Origin of the sequence: Pantoea sp. MBD-2R (assembly GCF_039134845.1) — a bacterium.
GTDB lineage: Bacteria > Pseudomonadota > Gammaproteobacteria > Enterobacterales > Enterobacteriaceae > Erwinia.
Window position 1 is genome coordinate 2,732,012 of record NZ_CP152417.1, and the last position, 17,846, is coordinate 2,749,857.

Here is a 17,846-nt window from a genome sequence, read left to right on the forward strand (position 1 = left end):
GTAGACCAGTGTGTCTTATCACCATCGCCGCCATAAAATTTGATCACTCTACATGCAGACGGGACATGCCATAAGCTGCAACCATAGCACTGGCTGCATATAAACCTGGTTGTCGTGCTTACCTGAAATTTATGCACCCAGTTTGCACCACTCAGCGCCTCCCTCTCTTTCTCTCTATTATTAAAAATAAGGCTATTTCAGACACCGTGAAGGTTAAAACAACTACGGCGGATTGAAACGATTATCTCAGGAAAAACCTTTTCAATATCCGTCGAATAAGGTTTTAGAAATAGCGCCGTTATCATCTGTGAAGCAGATAGCAGTCACACCACAATCCAGTCTCAAAATCAGCGGTATGCGAATTCTGCTCAGGGCATAACCGTTGCCCCGAACGGATCTCGCCTGAATTGCTCAGTCTTTTACATGTAAAACTTTGCCAAAAATATAGCGGCAAAATTCTTTCTTAACATGATATGGCCAGTGTGGCGGATCGGTAACAACGGTTCCCAGCAATGCCATTTCTTGATGTTTCTCTGCTTTACGCTCTTTGTACTCCTCAGAGTCATAGCCCATGGTTTCGATCACCAGCGCTACCGCTTCGCTTTCTCCAGGCGGCGTTACATAAAGCATAAAGTCGGGTCTAACCGTTAGCTTTTCTCCTTCATCTTCAATGTCCATATCTAAAATCGGCTTAATGAGATTCAGACGATCTGGCGGCGTGATATTTTCATTGTTGCTCAGCCATTTGCTCATCTTAATGATATTTTTCAGCGTTTCCCTTTCCCTGTTACTGTCTACAGGAACAGGACACCCCATATCAAAAGCCGCACAGGCAAAACCTTTGTAACAGATAACTTTCCCCTCCCGGTTTCGTCTGAATTCCAGGATGGCCCAGTATGGAGGGCGACACCCTTCCGCACCGGTGCCCTCGGCGTTGATAGTCATTCTCTGAGAGGGCGAAAACCGATAAAACGTCCCTTTTACTTTGCAACTGACAGTTTCCCTGTCGAGCTCCTGAGCCAAAACAATCAGATAAAAGCAGACTGCTTTACGGCTGTCCCAGTCACTTTCTTCAAGGCTGGTCATCAGTTCCTCACGCGCCTTATCGCTCATCCAGGGGGTGAAGTGGATAATCTCCGAAAGTTTACGTTCCTTATAAAAGCAGTGCTGCTCTGTTACTTTCTTTAGCGCGTTAACCGCATTCATCATGGAGAGGTTAGTCGCGTCAGGATATAAACAAAGCTCATTAATACGGGCAGCATCAAGTAGCGTTAACAGGGTCCGTCCAATGGCTGGAATTCTTTTGGCTGGTGCGCGTTTGCGTTCACCCTCACTTCCGGTGCCGCCACTGATACGCGCTGGTTTTTCTGCTTCCGGTAAAAAATTACTGAAGCTTACCGGGCGTAATACTACGGCTTCGGGTTCGGCCTGAGTTTCAGTGCCAGATTTTTTCAGGCGAAATAACGGGCATCCTGAAAGATGAACCCCCGAAGAAGGAACACGCCGGATAAAGGCTCCTTTTACAGAAGTGTTTAGTGCGGGTGAGTCAGCGTTGCAGTCGCATTGCAAAAAAAGTTTACGCTCCCGCATTTCGTCAAGGATCTTTTCAACTGAGGCTTTTTCGCCATAGCGTTCTTTCCGCCCGCTTCCACAGACATTAAAAATCGCCTGCTTCTCTTCCGGTTCAAGTTCTCGTTCTTTATGGCCTCGTGGATTTTCTTTCCATACAAGTTTCAAACTCCCTCCATTTGCTGCCATCCATTCGGCAGCATTACTTTATACGGTTCGCTCATCAGAAACGCCAGCTGATGCCAGCGCCATTGCCCTGCCCTTAAAAGCTCATAACTACAGTATTGTGTTTATCTGAATAGCGCAAGAATCGGTCAGGCGGCGCGCATATTCACAAAATGCCAGTAATGCGGCGCGTCCGCCATATCCGGGCCATGATCGGTTATCGCCAGCAGCTTAATGCCATAAGTCTGCGCCTGCTGCGTGTCGTCTCGCAGCGTGCTGTAGGCGTGCGTGCTGGCAATCGTGTGCATATGAAGGTCAGCGGGATACCTATTTCTCTCCTGAGTTAAGCAGGAATAGCCGCGGTGACGTTAATAGCCCCGACTGAGGTCAACGCGGCCAGCCGGCATCTCACCCGCTTCACGCTGTTGAATCGCGTGAGCAAGATAGTCCATCGCTTCATCAGGTAATGTGACGGCCGCATTGTGCGGCGTGATCGCAATCGCCGGATGCGCCCAGAAAGGATGATCTCTCTTTAGCGGCTCTTCAACGAAAACGTCCAGCGCAGCTCCTTTGACCTCACCCGCCTCAATCGCCGCCAGCAGGTCTTCCTCAACCAGATGCGCGCCACGCGCCAGGTTGATCAGATAAGCTTCGGGCTGGAGTTTGCTGAGTAACTGACGGTTAAGGATGCCCTCGGTCTGAGGCGTGTTTGGCAACAGATTGATCAGCACTTTGCTACCGGAAAGAAACGCATCCAGCTGGTCTGCGCCATGAAAACTGGTAACGCCAAGTAAATCTTTCGGTGAACGGCTCCAGCAACGCACCGGAAATCCCCAGAAGCGCAGGCTTTCGGCCACGCTGCTGCCCAGTACACCCGCGCCGAGAATACCGATACTAAACGCCTCACGCGAGTTGTTCGTCAGGTGCTGCCAGCGGGCCTCGGTCTTCAACTGCTGATATTCATTGAAGCGACGGAACCAGCCCAGCACGTGCCAGACGGCATATTCCTGCATCTGACGGCCCATTCCGGTATCTTCCAGCCGGAACAAAGGCACATTTTCAGCCAGCATGGTCGGATGCTGACGCAGCTGGCTGAGAATATCGTCCACGCCGGCCCCTAAAGCAAATACGCCTTTCAGCTCGCTACGTCCTTGCAGCATTTCTAACGGCGGCTGACGGACCAGCGCGTAATCCGCATGCGCCTCATCACCTGGCTGCCAGACACGAACGCGAGCGTTCAGCCGCTGCTGTAATCCATTAATCCACTTTTCCGCTTTAAATGAAGGATGATAGAAAATGATGTCCACGTTTGCTCTCCTGTTTTTCTCAGGCTCTGAGAAAAAGCCGCCGCTGGCAAGAAATAATTGGTTGTATGCTTATAATATCGCACACAATTATTAGCGTGATGTACTTATCAGCTTGCGCAACAGCGGCATCAGCATCAATAAAATCAGCCCCGTCGCTGCACTGCCCCAGCCAAGCAGACTGAAAATATGACTGTAGCCAGGATTGGTTAGGGCAGGAGAACTGCCGCTGTTTTCCGGCATCATTCCAGAAACGTAGCCAGACAGCACCGAGGCGACGCCCGTTACCATCATCCAGCCGCCCATCATCACGCCCTGATAGCGGGCCGGAGCCAGTTTGCCAATCATCGCGTAGCCCACCGGAGAGATCAGCAGTTCGGCGATACTCTGCAAAATGTAGCTGATAACGATCCACTTAAACGCCACCATGCCGTCAGCACCCGCAAACATAATGCCCAGCGGCAGTACCAGCATGCCCAGTCCGATGCAAAAAAGTGAAGAAGCGAACTGTAGAGGAATATCAATCCGCCAGCCGCGTTCCCGCAGATTGCGGAAACCCACAGCCAGCAGCGGCCCGCCGAAGACAATTACCAGGGTGTTGATATTCTGTATCCACTGCGGCGATATCTGAATGCCATAGACATGGCGCATAATGTTGTATTCGGTAAACAGCATCAGGCCCATCGGCGCCAGCTGATAGAGCGTCCAGAACACCAGCGCACCCACCGCCAGCATCAGATAGGCCGTCATACGACGCTGTTCGTCACGCGGGCGATGCCGTAGCGTGATAAAAGCAAGTAGCAGGAAAATCGCCGCGCCGACCACCAGCACAAAGCTGCCGGTGAAATCAGCATGAGTCAGCAGCAGCCTGATAATCGGCACCAGTACCACTAAAATTGCCAGCCCGGCCAGCATTCTCTGGCGAAACTGGCTGCGGTTTACGTGTAATAAAGGCGTATTGATATCGGCTAACATTCGCCAGCGCAGCAGCGTAATCGTGATGGCTACTATGTTGCCAAGCGTGGCAAACAGGAACAGCGCCTGATAATGCTCGCCGATCTGGAAATAACCTGCGCCGGTAAAACCAATAAAGAAACCGAGGTTCATGCCCGCATAATTCCAGAGAAAAGCGCTTTCGCGGCGATTATCATCCGGCGTAAAGCGCTGGGTCAGCATCATGTTAATGCAGGTGACGTTCAGGCCGCTCCCGGTCAGAAACATTGCCAGCCCCCAGTACAACCCCTCCGCGCTTTGCCCGGAAAGGATCCAGCAGCCGATAATTTGCAGGATCATGCCTAACACAAAAAGATTGCGGTTGCTGAGATAGCGCCCGCCAAGATAGCCACCAAACAGGTGCAGGCCATAGTTAAACGCCCCGAAGACGCCCATCATGGTATTGGCCTGTGCTTCACTAAATCCCAGGCGCTTGGTGGCGTACAGCACCAGCGTCGAATAGAGCACGGCGAAACCCAGCGTGGCGAAGATTTGCATAAAGAACAGCGAGCCGGTGCCGGTTGGCGCGGCAGGCGGGGTTTTTCTTGTCACGGTATCCACTACTTACCTCATGATTTTTCTGTCGGCAGAAGTGCATTATTATGCACGTTGTGCCGCATATTACTCTCCCGTAAAAGTGTTTTGCCGTCAGAAATGGTTTTTTTGCCGATTAAAGCAGCAAAGTGGTTTAAAACTGGCTGAACGAACAGAAAAGTATTGAAAGAGTGTTGACCGGCGAACAACTTTTCCCTACATTACCGGCCACGCAACCGAGGTTGCGGAACAATACGGTGAGGTGTCCGAGTGGCTGAAGGAGCACGCCTGGAAAGTGTGTATACGGCAACGTATCGGGGGTTCGAATCCCCCTCTCACCGCCATATTTAACGAGAAAGCCTGAGCGAAAGCTCAGGCTTTTTTGTTGTTGTCATTGTGCTGACTCATGTTCTTCGCGTTTTTCAGCTGAAAGCTCAGGTTTTATCACTATTTGAGCTCCATTGCGGCTTTCATGGTATAGAACAGATCGGTTTGATCGGTCAGACCCACGACATTCGCGGCGTGCGGGCCATAAGCGGCAATGCGCAGTTGTGTACCGGTATGTCCCTGTGACTCTTCTTCTGAGTTACCGTAGCTGATGGTCATTGGGCTACCTTCTTTAGTCATCAGCTTCTGCGTCAGTCCCGGTGCTTTACTGTCATTAGCGATAATCTGGCTGGAGTGCGCATGGTCGGCAGTAACAATAACCAGCGTATTGCCGTCTTTACGTGCAAATTCCAGCGCTTTTTGCACCGCTTCATCCAAATCAACCGTTTCGCCAATCTGTCCACACGGATTAGCAACGTGGTCCTGCTTATCAATGGAAGCGCCTTCCACCTGCAGGAAGAAGCCGTTCTGATTTTTGCTTAGCAGTTCAATGGCTTTATCGGTCATCTGCGCCAGTGTCGGAGTCGATGCCGGACGCTCGCTGTTCACTTCACAGCTCACCGCTTTATCCTCCAGATTGCCATGATAAGTGGCTTTCGGTCCTTTCCAGCGTACCGGCATATTGCCTTCAGCAAACAGCCCTAATATTGGTTTGTCATGCGTCGCTTCCTTCAGCGCATTCATCCCATCAAGATTGTTAACCAGCTGATAACCGCGCAGCTTCGCCTGCTCCTCCAGGGTTTTGCCCTGCCATTCGCCTGCTTTTGCCGTTTCGCCAAAAGTCTTTCCTCCGCCGCCAAAGGTTACATCAGCCCTGGCGTTTAACAGCTGTTCGGCAATCGATCCTTTGCCGCCCTTCTCTAACGCGTTGCTGGCACAGATTTCAGTGGTTTTTTCCGGGCCATAACATTTTCGTGATGTCACGTGCGCAATCTGGGCGGCTGGCGTTGCATCTTCAAGTTCAGCCGTTGAGACGTTGCCGGTCGCTTTGCCTGCGGCTTTCGCGATTTCCATAATAGTAGGATGATCGTGGCCGTTAACGTCTACCCCGATTGCGCCATTATACGATTTTACGCCGGTGCTCCAGGCCGTGGCGGAGGCCGCGGAATCAGTAACATAGTCAGGTTTGTGGGTTTTCTTATCAAGCGCGTAGTGAGTGTACTGACCGGTGAGCGGCAGTGCGTCGATGCCCTTGAAAAAACCGCCCGCCCCTTCGGCATAGTTACGTGCGGCGGTAATTTCAGAATCGCCCATGCCGTCGCCAATCAGCAAGATGACGTTTTTAGCCTGATTGCTGTTTAACGACGCTTTCAATGCGGCCGTTTGATCTTCCGTGAGGCGACGGGCGCCCCCGGGCTGAGTGATATCACCCTGCGCGGCGCGAGCGGCAGTGTCTGCCCAGGTCGGGGAAGAGACGAGGCTGGCAAGCAAAGTTAATGCAAAAAGATTCCGGGATTTCATCAGACTAACGCTCCATAAGAAAATATGACCAAAGATTTCAGGCCTTCAGTCTGCGACACAACCATGACAATTTTGTGTCGGCCGGATGTTGCTAAGATGACAGGCGACGCTACGCCGCTGGCAGAATAAGCGGATGTTGTATGCTGCTTAAGCGGCCAGAATAAAAAGAAAAATCTTCTTGACCCGACGGGGCCGACTCCCTATAGTAGCGCCCCGTCGCCCAGTGAGGCGGAGAAGTAGAAAAACGTGGTGAGGTGTCCGAGTGGCTGAAGGAGCACGCCTGGAAAGTGTGTATACGGCAACGTATCGAGGGTTCGAACCCCTCTCTCACCGCCATAATTTAACGAGAAAGCCTGAGCGAAAGCTCAGGCTTTTTTGTCTGCCTGTTTCCCGGAGTGAGGGTGAGCCACCGGCACTAACGGCCTGAGACATGCCTCTCACGTCGTTATTATTCGATCAAAAAAGCCCGGAACACAGTCCGGGCTTGCTATAAAATTTTAAGCAGCTAGTTATAAGCCGCCAGCGTGCGTTGACAAAGCACAGAACGCACGCAGTCATCTTTCCCAAAACGCACCACGCTGACCATTCCGTCGTCCTCAAAGCGCTCAAGCGCATCGGCGAGGCCCGACTTCACGTGCGGCGGCAAATCACACTGGGTGATATCACCGTTAACAATCACCGTGACGTTTTCCCCAAGGCGAGTCAGGAACATTTTCATCTGGGCGGCGGTGACGTTTTGCGCCTCATCAAGTATCACCACGGCATTCTCAAAGGTACGTCCGCGCATATAGGCAAAGGGGGCAATTTCTACCTTGCCGATTTCGGGACGCAGGCAGTACTGCATAAAGGAGGAGCCAAGACGTTTAACCAGAACGTCATAGACCGGGCGAAAATACGGGGCGAATTTCTCTGAGATATTACCGGGCAGGAAGCCCAGATCTTCATCCGCCTGTAGCACCGGACGCGTGACAATTATCCTGTCGACATCCTTGTTTATCAGGGCCTCTGCCGCTTTCGCAGCGCTAATCCAGGTTTTACCACAACCTGCTTCGCCGGTGGCGAAAATCAGTTGCTTGCACTCTATGGCTTTTAGATAGTGCGCCTGAGCTTCATTTCGGGCAGAAATGGGCGAATGGTCACGGGTATCGCGAGCCATGCCAATTGCATCTAACCCACTCATATGCACCAGCGAGGTGACCGATTCGTCTTCACGCTGACGATGACTGCGTGAATCGCTACGAAGCACACGTTTCGCTTCCCGACGAGCTTTGATCACTGCTTTCTGTCTTCCCATAGTGACACCTTACAGTTGGTTTCATTTCCCGCATTTTGCAGCAATGCGATTACGTGAACGCTTTAGAGGTTTCAGTGGCTTCCTTGTAAGCCTTTTCTGGCCGTTGAGAATGGCGCGCGGCAGAGCCTGGCACCGGATTGCATAGCATTGAGAATACTGGCGGTTTGAAGGGTAAAGTAACAGAGAGGCTTGGTGGCAGTCGCACCTTCACGAAGAACGGCGATAAATGTATTTTGACACTGGTATCCATTAGCGGACTTTGTCATGGCGATCTCCGTGTTGAACACTGAACGACCTTTGGCAACTGCTGTTAATAACATTTGCATAATCTATAACTAAATTGCAACATCTATTTTTGCGTACGCAGCAAAAAAAAACCAAATAGCGGCCGCCACCTGGTGATTTTATATATTATATGCTTTAAAACAATGAGTTAATTATTCCGCTAAAGGGCGAAATGCCCGTGTGAATTTTTAGATTTAAGAAAAACCTGGCGGATGAATAATATGATTAAAAAACAACCTGCCGCACGCGACAGGCTGAGAGAGATAATCATCAGGCCTGCAATAATGCCTGCCCAAGAAAATGTTTATCGTCAATGACGCCGGGCAGCACAAAGAAATAACCGCCGCCGACCGGCTTGATATATTCCTCAAGCGCTTCGCCATTAAGCCTTTTTTGCACGGCCAAAAATCCCTTCTCTAAATCGTGCTGATAACAAACAAAAAGCAGGCCCATTTCTAACTGCCCCGCATTGGAAACGCCCAGCGAGTAGCTGTAGCCACGACGCAACATCAGGTTCTCTTGCGTTTCAGGCGTGCGGGGATTTGCCAGCCGGATATGCGCATCCATGGGGATGACGGCCCCTTCAGGATCGCTGGCATAGTCAGGCACATCACGTTCATTGTGCATGCCTAATGGCGCGCCGCTGTGCTTCACCCGGCCGAAAATGTTTTCCTGTTCGCGCAGCGGCGTTCTGTCCCAAAATTCCACGCGGAACTGAATAATGCGCGCAGCCTGATAGCTGCCGCCCACCGCCCAGGCGGGTTCGTCCTGATCCGCCGTCACCCACAGAATTTTATCCATCAGTGTCTGGCTGGCCGAATCCGGGTTGGCCGTCCCGTCTTTGAAGCCCAGCAGATTGATGGGCGTTTCCTTCCCTTTACTGCGCGCGGCATGATCGGAAATAAAACCTTCACGCCGCCAGCGCACGCTGAGTAAATCCGGCGAGTGCTTGATGATATCGCGCAGCGCATGAATGACCGTGTCATTGGTATTGGCACAGATTTGCAGCAGTAAATCGCCGTGACACAGTTTGCTATCCAGCGCATCGTTAGGAAAACGCGTCATCGCCTGCAATTTCTGCGGTTTCAGCGCCTGCAAACCGTAGCGTTCGTCAAACAGCGAATGACCAACCGATACGGTGATGGTCAGGTTATCGGGCCAGATATTATCGCCAAGAATGCCGGAATCCATTGGCGGCAGCTGTGGATTAGTCACCAGCGGTGCTTTACCGCCCTGAGTCAGAAAAGCAATGCGTTCGGTGAGTAATCTGAACAGCCGCTCCAGGTCTGTTTTATCCGTTGCCAGCACATCAAAAGCCACGATCATCATCGCCGCCTGCTGTGGCGTCACGATACCCGCCTGGTGCGCGCCGTAAAACGGCTGGGCTTCCTGCCGGGAATTCGGTGATAAGGCACCGGGTGAGAACGATTTTTCCTGCGCCTGAACCGGACAGCCGCCGCCAACGGCAAGGGCACCGCTAAGGATGCCCATGCCTTTCAATAAACGACGACGCGACGGTTCAGGCGCGTCGTCTGCTAAATGCCTTGCCATAAAAAATCAGTCCAGTCCCAGCGTACCGCGTAGCTTAGCGAGATCTTCGGCCAGCGTGGTAATCGGCCCTTTCATCGCGTTGCGGTCGGCATCGGTCAGTTTGTCGTAAGACTCGTAGCCTTCATGGGTGCGGTATTTGCTTAAAATCACGTCAACTTTTTTGAAGTTCGCATCTACTCTGCCCAACAAGGTGGCATCGGCTTTTTGCAGCATCGGACGCAGCAGGTCGACAATTTTTTGTGCGCCGTCAACGTTCGCCTGGAAGTCCCACAGGTCGGTGCGGCTGTAGCGATCTTCTTCACCGGAGATCTTGCTGGAGGCGACTTCTTCAATCAGATCGGCCGCGCCGCCTACCACTTTGCCCGGTGGGAAAGCCAGCTCGTTAATCCGTTTTTGCAGATCCAGCGTATCGGCATAGAGCTTGTCGGCGTAAGGCTGCATGCCCTGCGTGCTGTTATCGCCAAACAACGCCTTTTCCAGACGGTGGAAACCGGTGAATTTCGGATCGGCGGCTTTTTTCTCGTAGTCGTCTTCACGCGCATCAATGCTGCCATCGAGATCGGAGAAGAGTTCAGCGATAGGTTCAATGCGCTCATAATGGCGGCGAGTAGGTGCGTACAGCGCTTTTGCTTTGGCAATGTCGCCCACTTTTATTGCATCGGTAAAGGCTTTGGTGCCCGCCACCAGCTCCGTTACCTGCTGGGTAACCCAGGTTTTGTAGTCGGTAATCGGCGCGGTCAGTTGCAAAATATCCGGCTTGCCGTTAGCCGGTGCGCTGTTGCCTTTCACAATCAGCTTGCCTTTCGCGTTGCTCAGCAGGCCGCAGGTCATCTCATATTCGCCCGCTTCCAGATTAGCGGTCAGCTTTTGCGTAAAGCCAGGCGCGATGTTCTCACGCTCTTCCACGACCATTACGCCCTTCAGAATTTCCCATTCCAGACCTTTCTGGCTGTGGTTCTGAATAATGAACTGCGTCTTTCCCGCATTAACGGTGACGGTCATTGGATCGCACTGCTTATCGTTGACGCTGATTTTAACCTGCGGCACATCGGCCGCGACGGCAGAGCCGGATAATAACGCGAGAAGCGCCGCTTGCAGTGCGGTATGACGGAAACGATGAATCATAGTCAATCCCTGTAAAAGTTGACGTGCCTGCAATCAGGCACGGACAAAAGCTTAACGCGTGGTGCGTAATGTGGAAGCGGGCGGGCGCGCAGGCATAAAGAACAGCAGCAGCGCCGGTATTAAGTAAATCAGCCAGGCCGCCACTTCACTGACGCTGGGGGCTTCCTGATAGCCGAAAAAGCCTTCAAGTAAGGTGCCTGTCAGGGTGCTGGTCGAAAGCGTGTTGCTGAAATCGAAGGCGACAGACTGGAACGCATTCCACAAACCGGCCTCATGGAAAGCCCGAATAGCGCCCGCCGCCAGCCCGGCCGCCACGAAGAGGATAAACAGGCCGGTCCATTTGAAAAATACCGCCATGTTGAGCCGCACGCCGCCCCAGTAAATCAGCATGCCGAGCACAATGGCCGTTGCCAGACCCAGTATGGCGCCTACGGGAGGTGCAATGCCCACATCCTGCTGAAATGCCGCCAGCAGGAAAAACACCGATTCCAGCCCTTCACGCGCAACGGCAAGAAAAACCATCACGATCAGTGCCCAGCCGCTGCCTTTGCCTTTCTGCAATGCGTTGTCGACCGCCCCTTCGAGCTGGACTTTAATATTGCGCGATACTTTGCGCATCCAGAACACCATCCAGGTAAGAATACAGACGGCAATGGTCGCCACGATGCCTTCAAACAGCTCCTGCTCTTTTTGCGGGAATTCGCCGGTCGTTGCGTTAATAAAATAGCCGAGACCCAGGCAGAGCGTGGCGGCGACAAAGACGCCAAGCCACATTGCACCAAACCACTCGCTGCGCTGAGTGCGCTGGAGATAGCTGGCAATCAGGCTGACGATCAGCGCGGCTTCCAGCCCTTCACGTAACATAATCAGAAAAGGGACAAACATAGATACCTTCAAGCGTGACGGGCGTTAAGCACCGGTAAAGAAGTGTAAATACAAACGATACCGATTATCATTATCGCCACAAAAAATACAAGTGGCCCGGAAAGGTATTTTCGCGATTTGCCTCGCGCCGGGCGCCCTGGCGAGACAGCTGCACGGGCAATCGCTCTGATTCACCCATTAAAAAGGCCCGCCGGAGCGAGCCTGCAAAAAGACACCCATTTTAAAGCGCGAGGGACACGGGACTGAAGTAGGCCATGGACGGCCCGTGTCGAGCTGGCAAAGATGCCGCTTTTTGCGTCTTTACGGAAGGCCCGCGTCCCTGCGCCGTGTTTACGATCGCAAAGCAAGCAGATTAATGCGTATTGAATTCCGCTTCCGCAGTTTCAAAACGCTGTATCGCCGCGGCGGAAGGTTTACTACCCAGCAGGCTGAACACCACAATGCCGAGGCTGGCAAAGACGAAACCAGGAATGATTTCGTACAGATCCAGCCAGGCGTAATGCTTCCAGATCAGCACGGTCGCCGCACCGATAACGATACCGGCCAGCGCGCCGTTGCGGGTCATGCGTTTCCACATCAGCGAGAAAATCACGACCGGCCCAAAAGCGGCACCGAATCCTGCCCAGGCATAGCTCACCAGACCCAGCACGCGGTTTTCCGGGTTAGAAGCCAGCGCGATAGCAATAACCGCAACCAGTAAGACCATCAGACGCCCTACCCATACCAGCTCACGCTGGGTGGCATTTTTGCGCAGGAAGTTTTTATACAAATCTTCGGTCAACGCGCTGGAGCACACCAGCAGCTGGCAGCTCAGCGTAGACATAACCGCCGCCAGGATCGCGGAAAGCAGAATACCGGCAATCCATGGGTTGAACAGAATGCGCGCCAGCTCAATGAAGATTCGCTCGCCGTTTTCGGTTACGCCTGCTGCCTGCTCAGGATGGTTCTGGAAATAAGCGATGCCAAAGAAGCCCACGGCAACCGCTCCCGCCAGGCACAAGACCATCCAGGCCATACCAATACGGCGTGCGCTGCGGATAGACCGGTGGGAATCCGCCGCCATAAAGCGCGCCAGAATATGCGGCTGGCCGAAATAGCCCAGACCCCAGCCCAGCAGTGAAATCACCGCGACAAAGTTCATATTTTTCAGCATATCGAGATTTTCGACGCTTTTGGCCTGAATAACCTGAAGGGAATCGCTCAGGCCGCCCACGGCAAAAATGACAATCACCGGCGTCAGGATCAGCGCAAAAATCATCAGGCTGGCCTGCACGGTATCGGTCCAGCTGACCGCCAGGAATCCCCCGACAAAGGTATAGATGATGGTGGCTGCTGCACCTGCCCACAGTGCCGTCTCGTAACTCATCCCGAAGGTGCTTTCAAACAGACGCGCACCGGCCACAATCCCTGAAGCGCAATAAATGGTGAAGAAAACCAGAATGACCAGTGCGGAAATCACCCGCAGGATTTTACTGTTGTCTTCAAAACGGCTGGAGAAAAAATCCGGCAGCGTTAGCGCATTATCATGATGCTCGGTTTGCACGCGCAGGCGTCCGGCGACGATTTTCCAGTTCAGGTAAGCGCCCAGCGTCAGGCCAATGGCGATCCAGCTTTCTGAAATACCGGAAAGAAAAATGGCACCAGGCAGGCCCATCAACAGCCAGCCGCTCATATCAGAAGCCCCTGCTGACAGCGCAGTGACCAGGGCACCCAGACTTCGTCCTCCCAGGATATAGTCGTCAAAATTCTTGGTCGAGCGGTATGCCATAAAACCGATCAGCACCATGCCGAGGATATAGACGCAAAAGGTCACCATCATTGGTGTACTTACTGTCATTCAGGTTCTCCACTTATTATTGTTAATGTGCAGCCGCCGGGTTGCACCCTGACCACGCTGGAACGGCGCGCGGTCACTTATTGCAAATCCGGGCGGGGTATCCTGCCGTAAACCGCCGATACGTACAACTTTCACTGACGGTTTAACACAATTGCTACATATAATTCACTTTTCTTCTCGTCTGGCGATCTGACAGGTTGCACTGGATCACACTTACCCGGTAACACCTGCTGAAAGCCCTACTAACGCCAGGTTTTATCGCGATTTACAACCTGGCCGGATTCTTGCAGCAATAAACATGCCGCTTTTATCAGAGGCGGCTTTTCACTCTGCAAACTGCGTCACATTTAACATGGTTGCACAAAGTTGCAACTTAAGTGATATTGCTTGCCAAACACGTCATTCATCTGCAAGGAGTTTCAGGCATGGGTACAACCACCATGGGTGTTAAGCTGGACGAAGCCACTCGCGAGCGCATTAAACGCGCCGCGGGCCAAATCGATCGCACCTCTCACTGGCTGATTAAACAGGCTATTTTCAACTATCTGGAACAGCTGGAAAGAGGCGATGCCCTGCCGGAAATTCCTTTGCAGGCGAGTACGCAGGAAGGGGAAGAGCTCCCTGTGGAGGAACAGCATCAGCCGTTTCTGGAATTTGCTGAACACATTCTGCCGCAGTCCGTTACCCGCGCCGCCATTACCTCAGCATGGCGTCGCCCGGAAACGGAAGCGGTGCCCATGCTGCTCGATCAGGCCCGCCTGCCAGCACCTTTGGCTCAGCAAACGCAGCAGCTCGCTCACAAGCTTGCCACGGCCCTGAGGCACCAAAAAGGGGCATCAGGTCGCGCCGGAATGGTGCAAAGCCTGCTCCAGGAGTTCTCTTTGTCCTCGCAGGAAGGTGTGGCGCTGATGTGCCTGGCGGAAGCGCTGCTGCGTATCCCTGATAAACCAACCCGCGATGCGCTCATCCGCGACAAGATCAGTAACGGTAACTGGCATTCCCACCTTGGCCGCAGCCCTTCACTGTTTGTCAATGCCGCAACCTGGGGTCTGCTGTTTACCGGTCGTCTGGTGGCTACGCACAATGAAGCTAACCTGTCGCGCTCGCTTAACCGCATTATTGGTAAAAGCGGCGAGCCGCTCATCCGCAAAGGCGTGGATATGGCAATGCGTCTGATGGGCGAGCAGTTTGTCACCGGTGAAACCATCTCCGAAGCGCTGGCCAATGCCCGCAAGCTGGAGGACAAAGGCTTCCGCTACTCTTACGATATGCTGGGTGAAGCGGCACTGACGGCAAAAGATGCCGAAGCTTACCTGGTCTCTTACCAGCAGGCGATTCATGCCATCGGTAAAGCTTCTAACGGCCGTGGTATTTACGAAGGCCCGGGGATCTCCATCAAGCTTTCTGCGCTGCATCCCCGCTACAGCCGTGCCCAGTATGAGCGCGTGATGAGCGAACTCTACCCTATTCTTAAATCGCTGACGCTGCTGGCCCGCTCTTACGATATCGGTATTAATATCGATGCGGAGGAAGCCGATCGCCTGGAGCTGTCGCTCGATCTGCTGGAAAAACTTTGCTTTGAACCTGAGCTGGAAGGCTGGAACGGCATCGGCTTTGTGATTCAGGCCTACCAGAAACGCTGCCCGATGGTGATCGATGCGTTGATTGATATCGCCCAGCGCAGCCGTCGCCGCCTGATGATCCGTCTGGTGAAAGGTGCCTATTGGGATAGCGAGATCAAACGTGCGCAGATGGAAGGTCTGGAAGGTTATCCGGTTTACACCCGCAAGGTTTATACCGATATTTCCTATCTGGCCTGCGCCCGTAAATTACTGGCGGTGCCGAACCTGATCTATCCGCAGTTCGCCACGCACAATGCCCATACGCTGGCGGTGATTTATCAGATGGCCGGCAACAACTACTACCCTGGCCAGTATGAATTCCAGTGCCTGCACGGCATGGGTGAGCCGCTCTACGAACAGGTGGTGGGAAAAGTCGGCGACGGCAAGCTTAACCGTCCATGCCGTATTTATGCACCGGTGGGCACTCACGAAACGCTGCTGGCTTACCTCGTTCGCCGCCTGCTGGAAAACGGCGCCAATACTTCCTTTGTTAACCGTATTGCCGATAACACCTTGCAGATTGAGGACCTGATTGCCGATCCGGTAGAAGAAGTGGAAAAACTGGCCCGTACCGAAGGTGCCGTTGGCCTGCCGCATCCAAAAATCCCGTTGCCGCGCGATCTGTATGGCGAGAACCGTCAGAACTCCGCCGGGCTGGATATGGCTAATGAACATCGCCTGGCGTCGCTTTCCAGCGCCCTGCTGAACAGCGCCATTGAGCCTGGCATGGCTGCGCCGATGATTGACGGCGAAGCCGAACAGGGCGAGCAATTGCCGATTGTTAACCCGGCAGAACCGGGCGATATCGTCGGCTACGTTCGTCACGCCAGCGAAACAGACGTGTCAAAAGCGCTGGACGCGGCGGTTAGCGCCGGTCCAATCTGGTTCGCCACGCCGCCGGCCGCTCGCGCAGAAATTCTCTCTCGCGCGGCGATGCTGATGGAAGGTCAAATGCAGCGTCTGCTCGGCATCCTGGTGCGCGAAGCGGGTAAAACCTTTAATAACGCCATTGCCGAAGTGCGCGAGGCCGTCGACTTCCTGCATTACTATGCCGGACAGGTACGCGATGACTTCGATAATGAAACGCACCGTCCGCTGGGACCGGTGGTCTGTATCAGCCCGTGGAACTTCCCGCTGGCGATCTTTACCGGACAAATTGCTGCGGCGCTGGCGGCAGGCAACAGCGTGCTGGCGAAACCTGCGGAACAAACGCCGCTGATTGCCGCCGAAGCCGTTGCGCTGCTGCATGAGGCCGGCGTGCCGGCGGGCGCGCTCCAGCTGCTGCCTGGCCTGGGTGAAACCGTGGGTGCGCAACTGACCGGTGACGATCGTGTTCGTGGCGTGATGTTTACCGGCTCAACGGCCGTCGCTACGCTGCTGCAACGCAATCTGGCAGGTCGCCTCGATCCGCAAGGCCGGCCAACGCCGCTGATTGCCGAAACGGGCGGGATGAATGCGATGATCGTCGACTCTTCCGCCCTGACCGAGCAGGTGGTTATCGATATCGTCGCTTCCGCTTTCGACAGCGCCGGACAGCGCTGCTCCGCACTGCGCCTGCTGTGTGTGCAGGAAGACGTGGCCGACCATACGCTGCAAATGCTGCGTGGTGCCATGGCGGAATGCCGCATGGGCAACCCGGAACGGCTTTCTACCGACATCGGCCCGGTTATCGACGCCGAAGCAAAAGAGAATATCGAACGCCATATCCTGTCGATGCGCAGCAAAGGCATGAAAGTGTACCAGGCGGCATTCAGTCATCCGCAGGATATCAGTGAATGGCAAAGCGGAACCTTTGTGCCGCCAACGCTGATTGAGCTGAATAGCGTGGCGGACCTGGACAAAGAAATCTTTGGTCCGGTGCTGCATGTGGTGCGCTATACCCGCAACACGCTGCCGCAGATTATCAATCAGATTAACGCATCCGGTTATGGTCTGACGCTGGGCGTACATACCCGTATTGATGAGACCATTACCCAGGTCACTAACAGCGCGAAAGTCGGCAACCTGTACGTTAACCGTAATATGGTCGGCGCGGTAGTTGGCGTCCAGCCGTTTGGCGGTGAAGGCCTTTCTGGTACGGGCCCGAAAGCAGGCGGCCCGCTTTATCTCTACCGTTTGCTCTCCAGCCGCCCGGATGGCGCGCTGCGCGTTACCCTGGATCGCCAGGATGGCAGGCTGCCGGTTGATTCCGCGCTGCGCCCTGGGCTACTGACTGCACATCAGGCGTTAACTGAATGGGCAAAAGCGAAACCGGCACTGGCGGAGCTTTGCACTCGCTATGCCGAGCTGGGACAAGGCGGCACCGTACGTCTGCTGCCAGGACCAACGGGTGAGCGTAATACCTTTGCCCTGCTGCCGCGTGAGCGCGTTCTTTGTCTGGCAGACAATGAAGAAGATGCACTGATCCAGCTGGCGGCCGTCACCGCTGTGGGCAGCCGTGCGCTGTGGCAGGATGATGAACTTCATCACAGCCTGGCGCGCCAGCTGCCTGCCGGGGTACAGACCCGTATTGATTTTGCGGCCAGACCGCTGGAACAGCACAATGAGTTTGATGCGGTGATTTACCATGGCGATGCCGATCAGCTGCGTTTTGTCTGTGAAGCGATAGCCGAACGTGAAGGCGCCATTGTTTCCGTACAGGGTTTTGGCCGTGGAGAAACCAATCTGCTGCTGGAACGTTTACTGATTGAGCGTTCACTCAGCGTTAACACCGCAGCCGCAGGCGGTAACGCCAGCCTGATGACCATTGGGTAAATAAAGCGTCACGGGCCATGGACGGCCCGTGTCGAGCTGGCATGGATGCCGCCTTTTGCGTCTTTATGGACGCCCCGTGT

The 17,846-nt window shown here is 53.8% G+C and carries 10 protein-coding genes, 2 tRNA genes and 1 pseudogene; 3 read left to right on the top strand and 10 right to left on the bottom strand.

Going from position 1 to position 17,846, the window contains the following annotated elements; genetic code table 11:
• Positions 1 to 411: 411 nt before the first annotated feature.
• The 4 genes and pseudogenes from AAGQ96_RS12530 to AAGQ96_RS12545 form a co-directional block, all read right to left on the bottom strand.
• Entirely contained in the window at positions 412 to 1,737 is a 1,326-nt protein-coding gene (locus AAGQ96_RS12530) for a hypothetical protein (RefSeq protein WP_342753709.1), read from the bottom strand.
• Between the two features lie 155 nt (positions 1,738 to 1,892).
• A pseudogene (locus tag AAGQ96_RS12535) lies at positions 1,893 to 2,042 on the bottom strand (phosphatase); the annotation flags it as partial.
• A gap of 60 nt (positions 2,043 to 2,102) precedes the next feature.
• On the bottom strand, positions 2,103 to 3,041 hold the full coding sequence (gene ghrA, locus AAGQ96_RS12540; protein WP_342753710.1) for a glyoxylate/hydroxypyruvate reductase GhrA: 939 nt from the start codon (positions 3,039 to 3,041) through the stop codon (positions 2,103 to 2,105).
• A 90-nt stretch (positions 3,042 to 3,131) separates the two neighbouring features.
• A complete protein-coding gene (locus AAGQ96_RS12545) occupies positions 3,132 to 4,529 on the bottom strand; it encodes an oligopeptide:H+ symporter (protein WP_342755561.1) in 1,398 nt (465 codons plus the stop codon).
• 292 nt (positions 4,530 to 4,821) lie between these two features.
• Between AAGQ96_RS12545 and AAGQ96_RS12550 the strand changes: the two genes are divergently transcribed.
• Positions 4,822 to 4,909, top strand: a tRNA-Ser gene (locus tag AAGQ96_RS12550).
• Between the two features lie 103 nt (positions 4,910 to 5,012).
• Here the strand turns inward: AAGQ96_RS12550 and phoA are convergent.
• Positions 5,013 to 6,413 (bottom strand): alkaline phosphatase, encoded by a 1,401-nt coding sequence (phoA, locus tag AAGQ96_RS12555; RefSeq protein ID WP_147198500.1) that lies wholly within the window; start codon positions 6,411 to 6,413, stop codon positions 5,013 to 5,015.
• A 248-nt stretch (positions 6,414 to 6,661) separates the two neighbouring features.
• On the opposite strand from phoA, the gene AAGQ96_RS12560 reads away from it, so the two are divergent.
• Positions 6,662 to 6,749, top strand: a tRNA-Ser gene (locus AAGQ96_RS12560).
• Between the two features lie 169 nt (positions 6,750 to 6,918).
• On the opposite strand, the gene phoH is transcribed toward AAGQ96_RS12560, so the two are convergent.
• From phoH to putP, 5 genes are all read right to left on the bottom strand, one after another.
• Complete coding sequence (phoH, locus tag AAGQ96_RS12565; protein WP_147198501.1) at positions 6,919 to 7,707, bottom strand: phosphate starvation-inducible protein PhoH; 789 nt, start codon at positions 7,705 to 7,707, stop codon at positions 6,919 to 6,921.
• Between the two features lie 555 nt (positions 7,708 to 8,262).
• Positions 8,263 to 9,543 carry an iron uptake transporter deferrochelatase/peroxidase subunit gene (gene efeB, locus AAGQ96_RS12570; protein ID WP_342753711.1) on the bottom strand — a complete coding sequence of 427 codons (1,281 nt, stop codon included), beginning with the start codon at positions 9,541 to 9,543 and terminating at the stop codon, positions 8,263 to 8,265.
• Between the two features lie 6 nt (positions 9,544 to 9,549).
• Positions 9,550 to 10,668 (bottom strand): iron uptake system protein EfeO, encoded by a 1,119-nt coding sequence (efeO, locus tag AAGQ96_RS12575; RefSeq protein WP_342753712.1) that lies wholly within the window; start codon positions 10,666 to 10,668, stop codon positions 9,550 to 9,552.
• 51 nt (positions 10,669 to 10,719) lie between these two features.
• Complete coding sequence (gene efeU, locus AAGQ96_RS12580; protein ID WP_147198504.1) at positions 10,720 to 11,553, bottom strand: iron uptake transporter permease EfeU; 834 nt, start codon at positions 11,551 to 11,553, stop codon at positions 10,720 to 10,722.
• 352 nt (positions 11,554 to 11,905) lie between these two features.
• Positions 11,906 to 13,390, bottom strand: a complete 1,485-nt coding sequence (gene putP / locus AAGQ96_RS12585; protein WP_147198505.1) for a sodium/proline symporter PutP — start codon at positions 13,388 to 13,390, stop codon at positions 11,906 to 11,908.
• Between the two features lie 425 nt (positions 13,391 to 13,815).
• On the opposite strand from putP, the gene putA reads away from it, so the two are divergent.
• The gene (gene putA, locus AAGQ96_RS12590) at positions 13,816 to 17,766 is read left to right on the top strand and encodes a trifunctional transcriptional regulator/proline dehydrogenase/L-glutamate gamma-semialdehyde dehydrogenase (protein ID WP_342753713.1); all 3,951 of its coding nucleotides are present in this window, start codon (positions 13,816 to 13,818) and stop codon (positions 17,764 to 17,766) included.
• The last annotated feature ends 80 nt before the right edge of the window (positions 17,767 to 17,846 follow it).

Excerpts from the sequence above, each read along its gene's own strand:
- AAGQ96_RS12545 (WP_342755561.1), bottom strand. The coding sequence starts at position 4,529 with ATGCAAATCTTCGCCACGCTGGGTTTCGCCGTGCTCTATTCGACGCTG.
- phoA (WP_147198500.1), bottom strand. The coding sequence starts at position 6,413 with ATGAAATCCCGGAATCTTTTTGCATTAACTTTGCTTGCCAGCCTCGTC.
- phoH (WP_147198501.1), bottom strand. The coding sequence starts at position 7,707 with ATGGGAAGACAGAAAGCAGTGATCAAAGCTCGTCGGGAAGCGAAACGT.
- efeB (WP_342753711.1), bottom strand. The coding sequence starts at position 9,543 with ATGGCAAGGCATTTAGCAGACGACGCGCCTGAACCGTCGCGTCGTCGT.
- efeO (WP_342753712.1), bottom strand. The coding sequence starts at position 10,668 with ATGATTCATCGTTTCCGTCATACCGCACTGCAAGCGGCGCTTCTCGCG.
- efeU (WP_147198504.1), bottom strand. The coding sequence starts at position 11,553 with ATGTTTGTCCCTTTTCTGATTATGTTACGTGAAGGGCTGGAAGCCGCG.
- putP (WP_147198505.1), bottom strand. The coding sequence starts at position 13,390 with ATGACAGTAAGTACACCAATGATGGTGACCTTTTGCGTCTATATCCTC.
- putA (WP_342753713.1), top strand. The coding sequence starts at position 13,816 with ATGGGTACAACCACCATGGGTGTTAAGCTGGACGAAGCCACTCGCGAG.